Below are 14,493 nucleotides of genomic sequence, written 5' to 3'. Positions count from 1 at the left end.
GGTTTCTGACCCTATCTTTAAAAGTATAAACTAATAAACTACGATACAGTTAGCATCTACAAAATCCTTAACACAATTCTGTATCGCTTGGTTAAGACAAGCAACAAATTCTGCTGTAGGACTGATATTTGGAGCATTAAAATATATATCCTGTGTAAATTCAAGCATATCCTTGAATCTATCATACTGATAAGAGAATCCTTTGTTCTTCTCGAAACCATTCTTATATGCCTCGTTACCAATCAATTCTGCAACCTCATGTCCTAACTTCTGATAATTTGTCAAATACTGAACCAAATCATCACAGAACTTATTTCTTTCTAAAACATCAGGTACGAAGCTGGTGGCATCAATCTGCAATCTGTTTCTATAGGTCATCGTATAATTACGAATTTCCTGCACAAACTTTGTTTTAATATTTCTGATGTAGATTAATCTATTGCCAATCCAATGAAAGAGACAAGCGGTGCCGGGGTTAGCGATAGAGAGAGAATCAGGGTTGACGAAGAGACTGGATGCCAATATTTTTCGAGGACTATGACACCCCGCCTGAATAGTAAGGGAACACCAATTTGTAAGGTAACCAACAAGGACATCAACCACTTCAACGAAATGGTACAGATATGCTTATTTATTAATCCTAGTTGATTTTCAATCTATAACTAATGAAATGAGATGATGATCATGGTCCATCAATCTAATGAAATTGAATTTGGAAATGGAATTGATCAGTTGGACTTAGGAAAGAAAGGGAAGGCTGTCATGTATAAACGTTATCGTGTGAAACTGAGCAAATGCAGTCATCGTGGGGCTGATTACCCTAATTCGGAAAGTAACTATCATCGTGATGGAGCGTATTTAGATCAGCTTTCTACTTGTGGAAACTGTCAAGGACAATAGTCTTCGTCGTACTCGCTTCGTGCTGTTGCTTTCGTTACGCTGCCCTCGCCTGATCTCAGTCTCTTGGGCAGCTGATGCTGGCGATATGCCCGAAGCGGGCGGCTTAAGGAATTTATTGAAATCGCTTACATAAAATAGACTGTATTGCTTCACTTCTCGGATACTCAGGTTCAGTGAAAGGGGTGATGCTTCGTGCAGCGTTGATCAGAAAGTGCAATGGGAATGACAGTATTCCTGCTACACACTTTTGGAGAAGGAGCTGACCCTATGCTTGGAACAAAGAAGCAGGGCACAGGATTATCCGGTGGCCATAGGCCGGGAATGATCCTCTTGCTCGGATTACTGCTCGTATTCAGTCTTGCTTTTCCACATGCAGCCAAGGCGGACACCAGCGTCTATACCATCTCGGCATTTACGAATACGAGCGAGTCCAATCTGTATATGTACCAATCCTATGATGCAACCCACTTCGGACTGCTGAAGGGCCCGGCCTATGCACCTCCCGCAGACCTGATCCGCGATCCCAGCATCATGAAGCATACGGATGGCTTGTATTATGTGGTATACACCACGAATTGGTCAGGCAGCACCATCGGAGTAGCTTCAAGTCCCGACAAGGTCAACTGGACGTTTGTCCGCAATATTTCTTTGTCCGCACCGTTTACAATTGCTCACACCTGGGCGCCGGAATGGTTCAAGGACAGCGACGGCAGTGTGAACATCGTCGTATCCTTATCTCCAGGCAATTATGAACATTTCAAGTCCTATGCCATCACCGCCTCCGATAACCAATTGTCCTCTGCTTCCTGGTCTGCGCCTGTAGTGCTGCAAGGTATCGCACCGAACTACATTGATACCTTTATCGTCAAGACAGGCCCGACCTATCATGCCTTCACGAAAAATGAGACCACCAAATACATCGAGTATGCTACGGCTCCTTCATTGACAGGACCTTATACCTTCAAGGGAACAGGCGACTGGGCCGGATGGGGCTCCTGGGCTGAAGGGCCTGCCCTGGTTCAGCTGGATAACGGGGCTTGGAGAATCTATTTTGATGCCTATGCCTCCCAAAAATATTATTACAGCGAGTCCTTTGACGGCTTCCAGACCTGGAGCGCTAAGCAGGAAATACCGGGACTTACGGGGCTGGTTCGTCATATGACTGTATTGAAGGAGACCGGGCAGCCGGGGGATGTACACAGGATCGAATCCTACAGTGCGCAGGGCAGCTATATTCGCCATTATGACTATAAGGCTCGTCTTGACGCCAATGTCATTCCAATCGAGGATTCCAGATTCCGAATCGTGCCGGGGCTGGCGGATGCTTCATCCATTTCGTTGGAGTCAGTCAACTATCCGGGCTATTATCTCAGGCATTATGATTATGCCATCCGGCTGGAGAAGGACGACGGCAGCTCCACGTTCAGACACGATGCAACCTTCAAGCAGGTGAGCGGTCTGGCGAATTCGTCTTGGGCCTCATACGCTTCGTTCAATTACCCTAGCCGCTATCTGCGGCAGATCGACGGTCAACTACGTCTGGAAACGATCGCTACAGACTCTGAACGGGCAGACGCTACTTTCAGGGAAACGGCGCCCTGATGCAGGGGGGACCGCTCGGATGAATCGATAAATAGACGGGAGGATGAACAGAGCATGACATGGCTGAAACGAATAAAACGGGCCGGGAGCGTCTTGCTCGCTGCCGGCTTGCTGGTGGGAACGCTCCAGACGGAGATCTCTGCGGCGGGGTCGTATACAGCAGAAGTCGATCCAGCACAGCAGTATCAGACCATCGAGGGCTGGGGTACCTCGCTGGCATGGTGGGGCAAGGTGGTCGGCGAATACTCGAACCGCGACGAATACGTGGAGAAAATATTCAGCCCAACGACGGGACTTGGCTTGAACATCATCCGCTACAACATCGGAGGCGGGGATGATCCGGCATCGAGCATCCTGGAGTACCGCAAGGCCGTTCCAGGATATCAGCCGTCCCCGGGGGTGTATGACTGGAATGCCGATGCGAATCAGCGCTATATGCTACAGGCTGCCAAAGCCTATGGCGTCAATGTGATTGAAGCCTTTACGAACTCCGCGCCGTATTGGATGACGATCAGCGGCAGCGTATCGGGCGCAGCAGACGGCGGCAACAATCTCAAGCCGGATTTTTACGACGATTTTGCCGACTATCTGACCGAGGTTGTCAAGCATTTCCATGATCACTGGGGCATTACGTTCGATACGGTAACCCCGCTGAACGAGCCGATCTCCACCTGGTGGAAGCTGGGCAGCAATCAGGAGGGCATGCACTTTGACCGGGCGGAGCAGTATGTGATTCTGAGCCAGGTTCAGGCCTCGCTCGTGGCGAAGAGACTGTCCACCAAGCTGAGCGCGCCCGAAGAGTATAGTCTGGATGATACGAGAGCATCCTTCAACAGCTACAGCAGCGATGTCAAAGCAGCCATCAGCCAGATTAACACGCATACGTATGGCGGCAGCAACCGTACGGCGCTCCGCAATACGGTAGCCTCCGCAGGCAAGCATCTGTGGACGTCGGAATACGGCGACGGCGATGCCAGCGGCATGACCATGTCGCGCACGATCCTCAAGGATATGCGGAACATGGGCGCCAGCGCATGGGTATACTGGCAGGCCGTGGATAGCGCCGAGGGCTGGGGATTTTTCAAAAACGTACTGAACAACTCGCAGACGACCAGCTACACCGTTAACAGGAAATATTATATCATGGGCAACTACAGCAAGTTTATTCGTCCCGGCTACAAGGTGATCGGCATCGGTGATGACAATACACTGGCGGCTTACGATGCAGCCTCCGGCAAGCTGGTGCTGGTGACCACCAATTCCGATGCAGCAGATACGACGGTGACGTATGATCTGAGCCGGTTTACAAGCATTGGCGCCGCTGCACAGGTCTACCGCACATCAGCAAGCGAGAATTTGCAACAGCTGTCCGATATTGCCATTGAGAACCAACAGCTGACAGTGGTTTCCAAAGCGGGCGCCGTAACGACCTATGTGATCTCCGGCATGAATTATGAGGGCAACCTGGGGTACGATTCCAGCGCCATCTATAAGCTGGTTAACCGGAACAGCGGTCTGGTGCTGGATGTGAACGGGACATCTGCCACCGGGGGGGCCTCCATCATCCAGGGGAACGATAACGGAGCGACGAACCAGCAGTGGAAGCTGGAGTCTGCGGGCAACGGATATTACAAGCTGCGCAATGCAGGCAGCGGCCTGCTGCTGGATGTGAACCAGAGCTCCACCCAGGGCGGTGCTTCCTTGATCCAATGGCAGGATAACGGTGGAGCCAACCAACAATGGCTGCCTGTCGATATTGGCGGCTACCTGGTGCTGGTGAATCGTAACAGCAGCTTGACAGTGGACGTCAATCAAGGCTCCAAGACAGCAGGCGCCCCTATTATTCAATGGGAGGACAACGGCGGAGGCAATCAGCAATGGCGTCTGGTCAGGGTAAATTAAGCCTTAGGCACCGAAGTGCAGCAGTCAGATACGATCAAATATAAGGCGTTCAACAGCGAGGTGCAGATTCCGCGACATCCCCAGCGTGTTATGGATGTCGCGGATTTGCTGGCTCTATTGCAATTGCATGACGAGGACCTCTTTACTAATCATGCCAAAATGGAATGTCTGCTGGGCGATGTTAGATGTTACACTTAGGACATGAATAGATCAGAGGGTGTGATGCGATGAAGCTCATGAATTCTATGAATTCTATAAATCTCGCAAAAGAAGGTGGCAGGCTGTAGTGTAACTATATGGCTAGTCTATGGTTTGCATAGGGTGATGGCTGTGACTGATTTGATGAAAATGGTGGGGGAAGGAATTCGACACTTCCGAAAACTACGTGGATTGAGCCAAGAGGAACTTGCAAGTAAGGCTGATGTCCACGAAACTTATATTGGTAAGTTGGAGCGTTCTGAAAAAGTTTGTTCCATCGTGGTGCTGGATAAAATTACAAATGCCCTCAACCTCTCTATGGTGGAGTTTTTTAGTTATATCCAGCCTGTGAACAGAGAGAAGAGCGAGTCAACACTCACAGAAATTGTGAACAGGCTACGTAGTAGAAATGAAAATGAGCAAAAGAAGATATTAAAAGTCATTGATGTTATTCTGGATGATCAGTTGAATTGAGGGAGAAAATCATAAGACTAATGAAATTGTGATTACGGCTTTGTGGCTTATATGCTTAAAAAGATACTTGGGCTATCAGGCCATCCTCTACGAATATGTTCGTTACTGGGCACGGAGGGAATTCCGTGCTTGAAACTAGTCTTACGCTTCATCGCATCTATGGTGTAGCTTACTTACCAGGAACAGCCTTGAAGGGTGTTGCTTCGCATTATGCACATCGACAACTGGGTGACCAGCAACCAGCATTGAAGCGTACAGGAAGCGACTACAACATTTTATTTGGATCACAAACATCTGCTGGATTTATTCAGTTTCACGATGCTCTTCCTACTCCAGCAACAGTTAGCAAAGCACTCAAACAGGATGTGCATACAGCGCATCATCAGGATTATAACGGCATTATTGTAGAGCCTATCGTAATGATATTGAGTACAAGGCTCCACGTGATGATGATTCTCCCGTCCCTATTCCATTTCTTTCTGCGTCGGCTCACTTTGGAATTACATTAACCTGTGAGGGAGAGAAGGAATCAGCTATGAAGTGGCTAAGTTTGGCAAAAACAATCCTACTCGGAGCGCTAAGAGAGGAAGGCATTGGCGGAAAGACCAACGCAGGATATGGAAGACTCTTAGAGATTGAATAACAGAATCGTGAAGGTGCGAATGTGAAGCTCACATAAAATCCCCGGGTCCTTCGCACCTCGAAATTTGTCGAAAAGTAATTAAATCCGTTAACCTTAGTAAAGTCAATGCTTGATTCAAGCCTTTTTGGCATCTTTTTTTGCGATAATGTGTGGAATTGATATCATTAGGATATGAATTACTGCATTTTCGCTGTCGCACTCCATGTGAGTGCGTGGATTGAAATTATTTTGAACAACGTGCGCACCGCTCCCTGTGCGCACGCGTCGCACTCCATGTGAGTGCGTGGATTGAAATTACACCAGCATCGGGCGTGTTTATGACTTTGTCAGGTCGCACTCCATGTGAGTGCGTGGATTGAAATACGTTCCGGGCTTTCAAACGACATGCGGTATTCCCGTCGCACTCCATGTGAGTGCGTGGATTGAAATGAATCACGGCGGTGTGAACCACCTACAAGGCCACGTCGCACTCCATGTGAGTGCGTGGATTGAAATGGATTGTACATCCCCAGTTTGTTCATCGCATTATCAAGTCGCACTCCATGTGAGTGCGTGGATTGAAATAACCTCGTGTAATTTCAAATACGTGTATGTCTGAGTCGCACTCCATGTGAGTGCGTGGATTGAAATTAATGTTTTCACGATTATGTTATTATGGTAACTAGTCGCACTCCATGTGAGTGCGTGGATTGAAATTCCTTTGCTTTCGAGAAATGGCATAGGGTCTTGTCTCGTCGCACTCCATGTGAGTGCGTGGATTGAAATACATTAGGAAGTTCATCCATCATTCTCGTACGGATCGTCGCCTCCTTGTGAGTACGTGGAGTGAAATACGCAGTCACTCTATAGCTAACAAAATATCCTCTATGCCGCATTCGTCCCCTGAGAGTCTCTTTTTGTGAGATCTACAGGGGGCTTTTTTTATACAGGACTTATGAAAAATCCCATTATAGCTTGGTATTCAGTTTATGATTCTAAATATAATTTTTACTTAATTGGAATATAAGATTTAATTAAAATTTATAAAACATTATTGGGAAGAATTATCCTTGTAAAATACATACAATCATAATTATAATTAACATGATCCTTAATACCTATGTTAATCAGGTTCTTTTTTCCTATTCCATAACATGAGTTGGATTATTTTAGGGCTAGTTAAGAAGAAGTATTACAGATATAAGATTAATAGAAAGGGCCTGAGAACATGGGAGAAATTAAAGCCAGCAAGGATAGTAAGGTTGAAAATGTATTTGAACGTATTCATCAGAATTACCGTTACTTGAATCAGATGATGGTAGAAGAGATCGATATTGCTTCTGAGCATGGAACAATTAGTGGGAACTATCGCGAGGAGATGTGGGTCAAGTTTTTTCGAAGTATTATCCCTCTCAAATACTCTTTGGCGCAGGGGGTTATTATCATTGACTCGAACAATAACCGATCTAGGGAAGTGGATATTGCTGTCTACGATGAGAAGTATACACCATACGTCTTCCAATATAATACTCTCAAGTTCATTCCAATCGAAGCCGTAGTGGTAGCTATTGAATGCAAAAGTTCAAATTGGGAATATGAAAAAATCATAGAATGGACAGAAAGCATTAAAAAATTACAACCACGAACAACAGGCATTGCGCGGATGGTGCAGGGTTATGTAACTGGGATCACAAACAAAACGCAGCAACGTACTCGACCTATTTTTATTCTTGCAAGCAATTTTCAGAGACAACAACAGACATCCGTACATCAAGTTGCAGAGAAGCTTAAAGGAACGTTCGATTTTATTCTGCTAAAAAGAGTTGAGCCAGGTAGTAAAGGAATAGTCAGAGAATTTGATTTACTGGTCGAACACGAGAATGAAAAGCTCGGCTGGTGGGGGGATCAATTGAATCTAGGGGCACAAAATTTCGGTAATATGAACGTGATCCCTTCAAACTGGAAAGATGAAAATAAGCAAGAGTTTAAACAGCAAGTGGACAGCGGGCAATATAGCGAACTGAAATTTTCAGAAGACGCTATGTCACTTGAAAATACCAGGCAATCCGCTGTTGACCTTAAACTTCCAGCTTAACCAGTTGCTCATGCTGCTGAATAACCCTATGTTGTTTCCTCATTTCGCTTATGCCAAAGCTTTTAGAGAGCTTACAGCAATCGGGGACGACAGTATTGAAGAGGATGCCAATTAAATAGATAGATCAAGAAAGGAGACTCAAATGGTAAGAAAACTGGAAGGTCCCACAACAAATGTCACCGATCTGGAACTGAGCATCGCTAAGAATCCTAATCTGCAAAAGGTTTACGCTATAACCGTTGTGACTCCTATGTTTGGAGGAGGTTATCTGGCAGGACAGATCGATACAGAACGGTTGGTTCGTACAGGCACGGTGCGGGGACAGTTGCGTTTCTGGTGGCGGGCAACGCGTGGTGCAGCTTATGAAAATGTATATGAACTACGCAAACGAGAAGCAGAGATTTTTGGAGACACAAGCAGACCCAGTTGCATAAAGATCTGGATTGAGCCAACATCCACTGAGTCTACAAGTAAAATTCACTTTCCAAAATATGCGCTATATTCAGCAGGTAAAGAGGTAGACGCTGCTAAAAAGAGCTCTGTGGAGCACACTATAGGGCACACATTCAAGCTTCATATCATCTATAAGCAACCATTCGATGATATCACAAAATCTATGGATCTTGAAGAAATAGAACGCAAAGAAATAGAGCCTGCACTATGGGCTTGGATTAACTTCGGCGGAGTGGGGGCAAGAACACGTAGAGGGTGTGGGAGTTTATTTTGTGATGGGATTTCTCCTACTATAGATAACTGTACCCCTGAACACTTTTTGTCTTGGTTTGATAAACACATAGAAAAATACGAATTAAAACTATTACAGGCAGATCAAAGTCGTGATTGGCCAACGCTTAGCAATCAGATTAAAACTCGTTCCCGTATAGAGGAAATAAAAGATGCTTGGCATGAGGCAATAGAAGCTTATCGCTTATTTCGCAGACGTGCAAACCAAGAAAAAGGTAAACCCAGACCTGGGAGAAGCCACTGGCCAGAAGCAGATTCCATTCGAACGATTACAGGTATGGCACATCCCAAACATAACAAGAAATATCCCGCCAGTAAACCTGAGAAGTTAATTTCTTTTCCAAAAGCACAACTGGGTTTACCGATTATTTTTGAGTTTAAGCAACAAATGGATGAGGATAAAGAGCTATCTTATGAAGAGCGCCGCAAAAGAAGACATTGGGAAAAGGAACCCTACAAAACACAACTTGTTCCCAAAGGTAAGGATCGCCTTGCTTCTCCGGTGATTTTAAAGCCATTGTCCTGTACTCCTCATAAATCGCTTGGAATAATAGCTATCCTAAATCAACCCCGTTTGGAAGGGGCCGAGTTAAAGCAAAACGATAGGATCGTAAAGCAACTTGGAACAAAAGAAATCTACCCTAACGTTTCATATGATAATAACCCTATGCAAGATAATAAAAAAGTCTATACGTCTGCTGTTGAGGCTTTTTTAAACAGTAAGGAGGTCGAAAAATTTTGCGAGAGCACAAATCTGAAGAGATACTGATGATGTTTTCCATCGGACCCGTGCAAGAATTTATCGCCCAGGCACGTAGAACGCGAGATTTATGGTTTGGCTCGTATTTGCTCTCTGAATTAAGCATAGCGGGAGCTCAGGAATTTCAGGAACTGGGTGGCCGATTGGTTTTTCCTGCGATGGCGATAGACACAAACTCCGAACAAGTAGAGAAGATAAGTGCACCAAACAAGATTCTTGGGATAATGAATACAGATCAGCCTAGCAAGATTGCTTGGCAAGTCAGAAGAGCTATCCAAGGCAAGTGGAAGGAGTATGCCAGAGCGGCTGAGGAGAAAATTGGGCGAATTATTAATATACGCACGTGGGATCGTCAAGTCAGCGATTTACTTGAGTTTCAAGCGGCTTGGACAGCGATGCAAGGACTACATTACGATGAGGCATTAAGCAAAACGGAACAATTATTAGCTGCCCGTAAGACGCTAAGGGATTTTAAGCAGAATGACCCAGGCGCGATGTACGGTGAGAAAAAATCTTCTCTGGACGGCGGTCGTGAATCAGTGTGGATCAACCACGATAGGAACATTGGGCGGCTTTTACGGTTGGGAATTAAAGAATATGAGACCTTAGACGCCATCTCCGTCATTAAGCGTTTGTCTTTAGTACTTCACCCTGACCAAGAGCGGTTTCTTTCGGTTTGCGAGACAGCCTTTCTGCCTTTCCAAGACCAAATTCGTGATGTGACTTTCATAGGTTCGGCAGTGACTGATTATTTGCATACCGTGAATGAATTGTTGGGAAAAGAGAATTTAAAGACAATAAACAAGCTAGATTCCAATTCCTATGACGCGCGTCTTTTTTATGAACGCCGAATCGGGGATTATCTTGAAGAATGCGTTATGGTTCCCAAGGAACATCAAGAGAACCTCAAAGATTCTATAGCGAACGAGTTGGAACGGATGTATGTCCAGTTGGAGAAGAAATCAAGGGATCATCAGTTTAATTTTGTCCGTCCAACTCCTTATTATGCTTTTCTAATCGCTGATGGTGATCGCATGGGGGAACATCTTCGCAACATTAAGGATGAACAGAGCCATATACATTTTTCTCAAGCGCTCTCCAGATTTGCTCTGCAAGCAGCAAAAATTATGAAAAATCATCAGGGACAACTCGTTTATGGTGGCGGAGATGATGTTATGGCTTATTTGCCAGTACATACATGTTTGAATGCAGCCAATGAGTTGCGTAAGTCTTTTATTGAAATATTAGGGTCTGTTATTTCTGTCCCGACTCTTTCTGTGGGGATTGTAATCACTCATATGCTGGAACCCCTTGAAGAAGTACGTAGAATGGCACATGAAGCAGAACGACAGGCCAAAAAAACACGTAATGCATTGGAGGTTCACTTCCACAAACGGGGTGGAGGCGATCTGATGAAAGTAGCACTGCCGTTCGAAGATAATCCAGTGGAGCAAATGAAAGTGTTACACGAGTATAAAAAGTTTTTTTCTGCCCAATTTGCCTATGAACTCCGTAGAACATACCAAATTTACAAGGAAATGGATACAGGGTCAGCGTGGCTTTGTGATCCGAAATTGCTCGCAGAATTACTCTGGATGGAGATTGAGCGTCTGGCGTTCAAGAAGAAGCCGGAAAGCATAGACAAGGCGACTTTTAAAAAACAGTGGATTCCTAAGTTGAAGGAACTTTATGATACCGAAACAGAGCCATTAGAACGATTGCGGATATTGGCAGAGCAACTCATTTTGACGATTCATCTGGAAAAGGTGGGAACGACTTATGAAGAAACGACTGCAAGTAAAACCTCTTGATCCTATTATGGTACGGGACGGAAGACCGTTCAGCGCTACACCGGGAATCCGGGCCCACACATTAAGTGATGTCACGCCAAGTATGCTTGCGGGTACAATCCGCACGATGCTGGCTAAAAGGGAACAAGCACAGGAAGGAAAGTCCTCCCTCAGCCTTAACCATTTTTCTAAATTGAATGTTCGAGGTCCGATATATAAATACCGAGAAAACTTGTATTTTGCCATGCCTCAGGACGCTGAAATGTATGAAGAACATGGGGAAGCAAGTATCCGATTCATTCGACCTGTTAACTTGACAGGGGCTCAACATGGCAGACAGGGATTCTTTGGCGTGGGTCAGGAAGGACGTCTAGCAGATGTGCTCTGGCCGCCACTTGGAGCAGGGACACACAAAGGGATAAAGGAAGCACCCGCATACATCTCAAAGGAGCGGATGGTGCATTGGTTAACAGGCACCGTGACAGAAGAAACATGGTCCAAGCTTCTAAATCAATGGCGTCTGGATCAGAAAAATAATCCGTTGCACGCAGCTTGTGAAACAACACCTTTTCTACCCGCATTTATTCGTGAAGAACGCACACATACTGCAATCGACCCCAAGACGTATACCGCCAAGGAACAGCAATTATTTTCAACAGAGTCGCTGGTTTTTCCACCAGATTTCACTGTGGAAGCTGAGATTGATTTTGGAGAGCATACGTCCAGCTGTACAGGCAAAATATCAGAGATGCATCCCATGGGGGGCAAACGCAGATTGGCTCACTTCAGTGAGGTGGAAGATGACTTGTCATGGGCTTGTCCCGTAGCCATTCAAGATAGTATGCAGGGAGCCTCATATATTCGTATGGTATTAGCGACTCCTGCTTATTTCCGAAAAGGTTGGTTGCCAGGCTGGCTGGACGAAAATCTCCAAACTAAAAATCCATGGAAGTGTGGAGTAGAGCTTCAATTGCGCTGGGCTTGTGTTCCACGGTGGCATCCTGTATCGGGATGGAGTTACTCGAAGGATGATTTGTTTAGCGAAAAGGCGGTTCGGCGTATGGTCCCAGCAGGAAGCGTATACTTCTTTGAAGTCACCAAAGGGAATGCGGCTGATTTGGCGAAGGAAATGTGGCTACAATCCGTGTCGGATACGAATCGCCGCAAAGAGGCTTTTGACAAAGAAGACGGGTATGGACTGGCTTTATGGGGGAAATGGAACATTTCAAACCCACCCCAAACGAACAAATAATAAATAAAAACCTACAATAAAGGAGCAAGGGAAATGGAAAATGTAAGCCAGTGGTACTGGATACACTGTTTGTCTCCACTACATATCGGTTCGGGAGAAGGACTCGGGGCAATTGATCTGCCTATTATGCGCGAGAAGGTGACTGAATGGCCTATGATTCCTGGGAGTAGCATGAAAGGGGTAAAGAGAGACTACTATCGAGCCGAAGGAGGAGAAAGCGCTTGGTTCAAGCAAGCATTCGGTAAATCAGATCACAATGGGGCCGAAGCTGGAGCACTTGTTATTTCCGATGGACGGATTCTTGCTTTCCCGGTAGCCAGCCGATATGGAACTTTCGCTTATGTTACTTCCCCTATGGTACTGAAACGCCTAGTACGAGATGCAGCAGCGATGGGGGTGTCTTTAAAAATTCCAGATTTAGATCAATTTGAGCAAGATGCGAAGAATAATGAGACCGCTTGGATAACTACTGATTCTGTAGTGGTGAGTCAACAGCAAGTTTTCCTCGATGAGTTCTATGGTAAGGCGGAAATATCGCACGGCTTTACCACCTGGGCAAGTTGGCTGGCGAATATGCTGTTCGATGAAAATGAACCTTATTCAAAGGAAATGTTCATCGAGCGACTTGTATTAGTATCGGACGACACATTCAGATACTTTACGACGATGTGTTGTGAGATTACTCCACGCATTCGAATACAGGAAGAAACAAAAACTACGCAAGCGGGTGCACTATGGTATGAGGAATATGTACCTACTGAAGCCATATTTTACGGGATGATCTGGTGTGATCGGGTAGATGGATCGTCAGATATCTCCAAACGGATTTCCAGTCTTCAACATTTGAAAAAAGAAGTATTCTTACAACTTGGAGGCAATGCAAGTGTCGGCAAAGGGCGCGTACGCTGCCGCCTTTCGGGAGGCGGAGATCAATGAAATCATCCCAGCATGAATATGCGCAGGCCGCATTCGAAGGAATAAAGTCACTTGATGAGGACTCCGTCGCTGCCCAGCAATATGGGCAACTGTGTCACCGTTTTCCTTCGCTCGTTCTGACCAACGGTTTACGTCTGGCCGTTACCTTCTTTCAGGCGAAGTCGAAGAACGTAGAAAGTCCTCATGCTTTATATTTGCAGCATATGCGGAATGCGCTTGGTCTCGATAAATCTTGGAAAGAAGAACTTGAAATACAAAATGCAGACTATCTTCACTTGTCTCGGCGGGTACTAAGTGCCTCCGTCTGGTTTAAGCGGTATGCGGAAGCCATTCTGAAGATCGAACAAGGAACGGATGCGCCGGAACAGGAGGGCATCTTATGAACGCCCATCTGGCTATCACCAAGGGTGATACAAGTTTGCAGGGTAAAGATTTGTGTTTAGAACAAGTTGTTAGTAAAGGCGACGGCAAACAAGTTTTCTACCAGAAACTGATCAAGGCTTATGAAGCTGACTGGACAACGGCAAAAAAAAGCTGGTATAAGCATTACCATGACCGATACTACAAGAAGGAGAGCTATGGAGAAACTACATCATTGCATATCCAGGTTAGATCACAAACGCCACTCGTTATTGGGCACGGAGGGAATTCCGTGCTTGAGACTAGTCTTGCGCTACATTGCATTTATGGTGTGCCTTACCTACCAGGAACAGCCTTGAAGGGTGTTGCTTCGCATTATGCACATCGACAACTGGGTGACCAGCAACCAGCATTGAAGCGTACAGGAAGCGACTACAACATTTTATTTGGATCACAAACATCTGCTGGATTTATTCAGTTTCACGATGCTCTTCCTACTCCAGCAACAGTTTGCAAAGCACTCAAACAGGATGTGCTTACAGCGCATCATCAGGATTATAACGGCATTATTGTAGAGCCTTATCGTAATGATATTGAGTACAAGGCTCCACGTGATGATGATTCTCCCGTCCCTATTCCATTTCTTTCAGCGTCGGCTCACTTTGGAATTACATTAACCTGTGAGGGAGAGAAGGAATCAGCTATGAAGTGGCTAAGTTTGGCAAAAACAATCCTACTCGGAGCGCTAAGAGAGGAAGGCATTGGCGGGAAGACCAACGCAGGATATGGAAGACTGTTAGAGATTGAATGACAGAATTATGAAGGTGCGAATGTGAAGCTCACATAAAATCCCCGGGT

General features: G+C 45.7%; 12 protein-coding genes and 1 CRISPR repeat array. Of the genes, 11 read left to right on the top strand and 1 reads right to left on the bottom strand.

Going from position 1 to position 14,493, the window contains the following annotated elements; translation table 11 throughout:
* Positions 1 to 30: 30 nt before the first annotated feature.
* Positions 31 to 360: a hypothetical protein gene (locus JO375_RS14575; RefSeq protein WP_229525152.1), complete on the bottom strand. Its 330-nt coding sequence runs from the start codon at positions 358 to 360 to the stop codon at positions 31 to 33.
* Between the two features lie 807 nt (positions 361 to 1,167).
* On the opposite strand from JO375_RS14575, the gene JO375_RS14570 reads away from it, so the two are divergent.
* The 11 genes from JO375_RS14570 to cmr6 (JO375_RS14520) all read left to right on the top strand — a co-directional run bounded on the left by JO375_RS14570 (position 1,168) and on the right by cmr6 (JO375_RS14520) (position 14,446).
* Positions 1,168 to 2,502 (top strand): glycoside hydrolase family 43 protein, encoded by a 1,335-nt coding sequence (locus JO375_RS14570; protein WP_229525151.1) that lies wholly within the window; start codon positions 1,168 to 1,170, stop codon positions 2,500 to 2,502.
* 54 nt (positions 2,503 to 2,556) lie between these two features.
* Positions 2,557 to 4,404: an RICIN domain-containing protein gene (locus JO375_RS14565; protein ID WP_229525150.1), complete on the top strand. Its 1,848-nt coding sequence runs from the start codon at positions 2,557 to 2,559 to the stop codon at positions 4,402 to 4,404.
* Between the two features lie 330 nt (positions 4,405 to 4,734).
* The gene (locus tag JO375_RS14560) at positions 4,735 to 5,076 is read left to right on the top strand and encodes a helix-turn-helix domain-containing protein (RefSeq protein WP_229525149.1); all 342 of its coding nucleotides are present in this window, start codon (positions 4,735 to 4,737) and stop codon (positions 5,074 to 5,076) included.
* A gap of 95 nt (positions 5,077 to 5,171) precedes the next feature.
* Positions 5,172 to 5,585 carry a type III-B CRISPR module RAMP protein Cmr6 gene (cmr6, locus tag JO375_RS14555; protein ID WP_267497706.1) on the top strand — a complete coding sequence of 138 codons (414 nt, stop codon included), beginning with the start codon at positions 5,172 to 5,174 and terminating at the stop codon, positions 5,583 to 5,585.
* 326 nt (positions 5,586 to 5,911) lie between these two features.
* Positions 5,912 to 6,484: direct repeats of the CRISPR family, unit length 32 nt; unit sequence GTCGCACTCCATGTGAGTGCGTGGATTGAAAT.
* Positions 6,485 to 6,926: 442 nt separating this feature from the next.
* The gene (locus JO375_RS14550; RefSeq protein ID WP_229525147.1) at positions 6,927 to 7,793 is read left to right on the top strand and encodes a DUF6602 domain-containing protein; all 867 of its coding nucleotides are present in this window, start codon (positions 6,927 to 6,929) and stop codon (positions 7,791 to 7,793) included.
* A 142-nt stretch (positions 7,794 to 7,935) separates the two neighbouring features.
* Positions 7,936 to 9,306 (top strand): type III-B CRISPR module RAMP protein Cmr1, encoded by a 1,371-nt coding sequence (gene cmr1 / locus JO375_RS14545; protein WP_229525146.1) that lies wholly within the window; start codon positions 7,936 to 7,938, stop codon positions 9,304 to 9,306.
* Positions 9,276 to 11,108, top strand: a complete 1,833-nt coding sequence (gene cas10, locus JO375_RS14540; RefSeq protein WP_229525145.1) for a type III-B CRISPR-associated protein Cas10/Cmr2 — start codon at positions 9,276 to 9,278, stop codon at positions 11,106 to 11,108. Before cmr1 ends, cas10 begins: the two co-directional genes overlap by 31 nt.
* Complete coding sequence (gene cmr3, locus JO375_RS14535; RefSeq protein WP_229525144.1) at positions 11,077 to 12,339, top strand: type III-B CRISPR module-associated protein Cmr3; 1,263 nt, start codon at positions 11,077 to 11,079, stop codon at positions 12,337 to 12,339. The genes cas10 and cmr3 overlap by 32 nt, the downstream gene beginning before the upstream one ends.
* Positions 12,340 to 12,372: 33 nt before the next feature.
* Complete coding sequence (cmr4, locus tag JO375_RS14530; protein WP_229525143.1) at positions 12,373 to 13,275, top strand: type III-B CRISPR module RAMP protein Cmr4; 903 nt, start codon at positions 12,373 to 12,375, stop codon at positions 13,273 to 13,275.
* A complete protein-coding gene (gene cmr5, locus JO375_RS14525) occupies positions 13,272 to 13,658 on the top strand; it encodes a type III-B CRISPR module-associated protein Cmr5 (RefSeq protein WP_229525142.1) in 387 nt (128 codons plus the stop codon). Before cmr4 ends, cmr5 begins: the two co-directional genes overlap by 4 nt.
* Entirely contained in the window at positions 13,655 to 14,446 is a 792-nt protein-coding gene (cmr6, locus tag JO375_RS14520) for a type III-B CRISPR module RAMP protein Cmr6 (protein WP_229525141.1), read from the top strand. The genes cmr5 and cmr6 (JO375_RS14520) overlap by 4 nt, the downstream gene beginning before the upstream one ends.
* Positions 14,447 to 14,493 lie beyond the last annotated feature (47 nt).

The sequence above is a fragment of the Paenibacillus farraposensis genome (assembly GCF_020736845.1).
Classification (GTDB): Bacteria; Bacillota; Bacilli; order Paenibacillales; family Paenibacillaceae; genus Paenibacillus; species Paenibacillus farraposensis.
The sequence above is the reverse complement of the archived record's forward strand: the minus strand, read 5'-3'. Positions and strand labels throughout refer to the sequence as shown.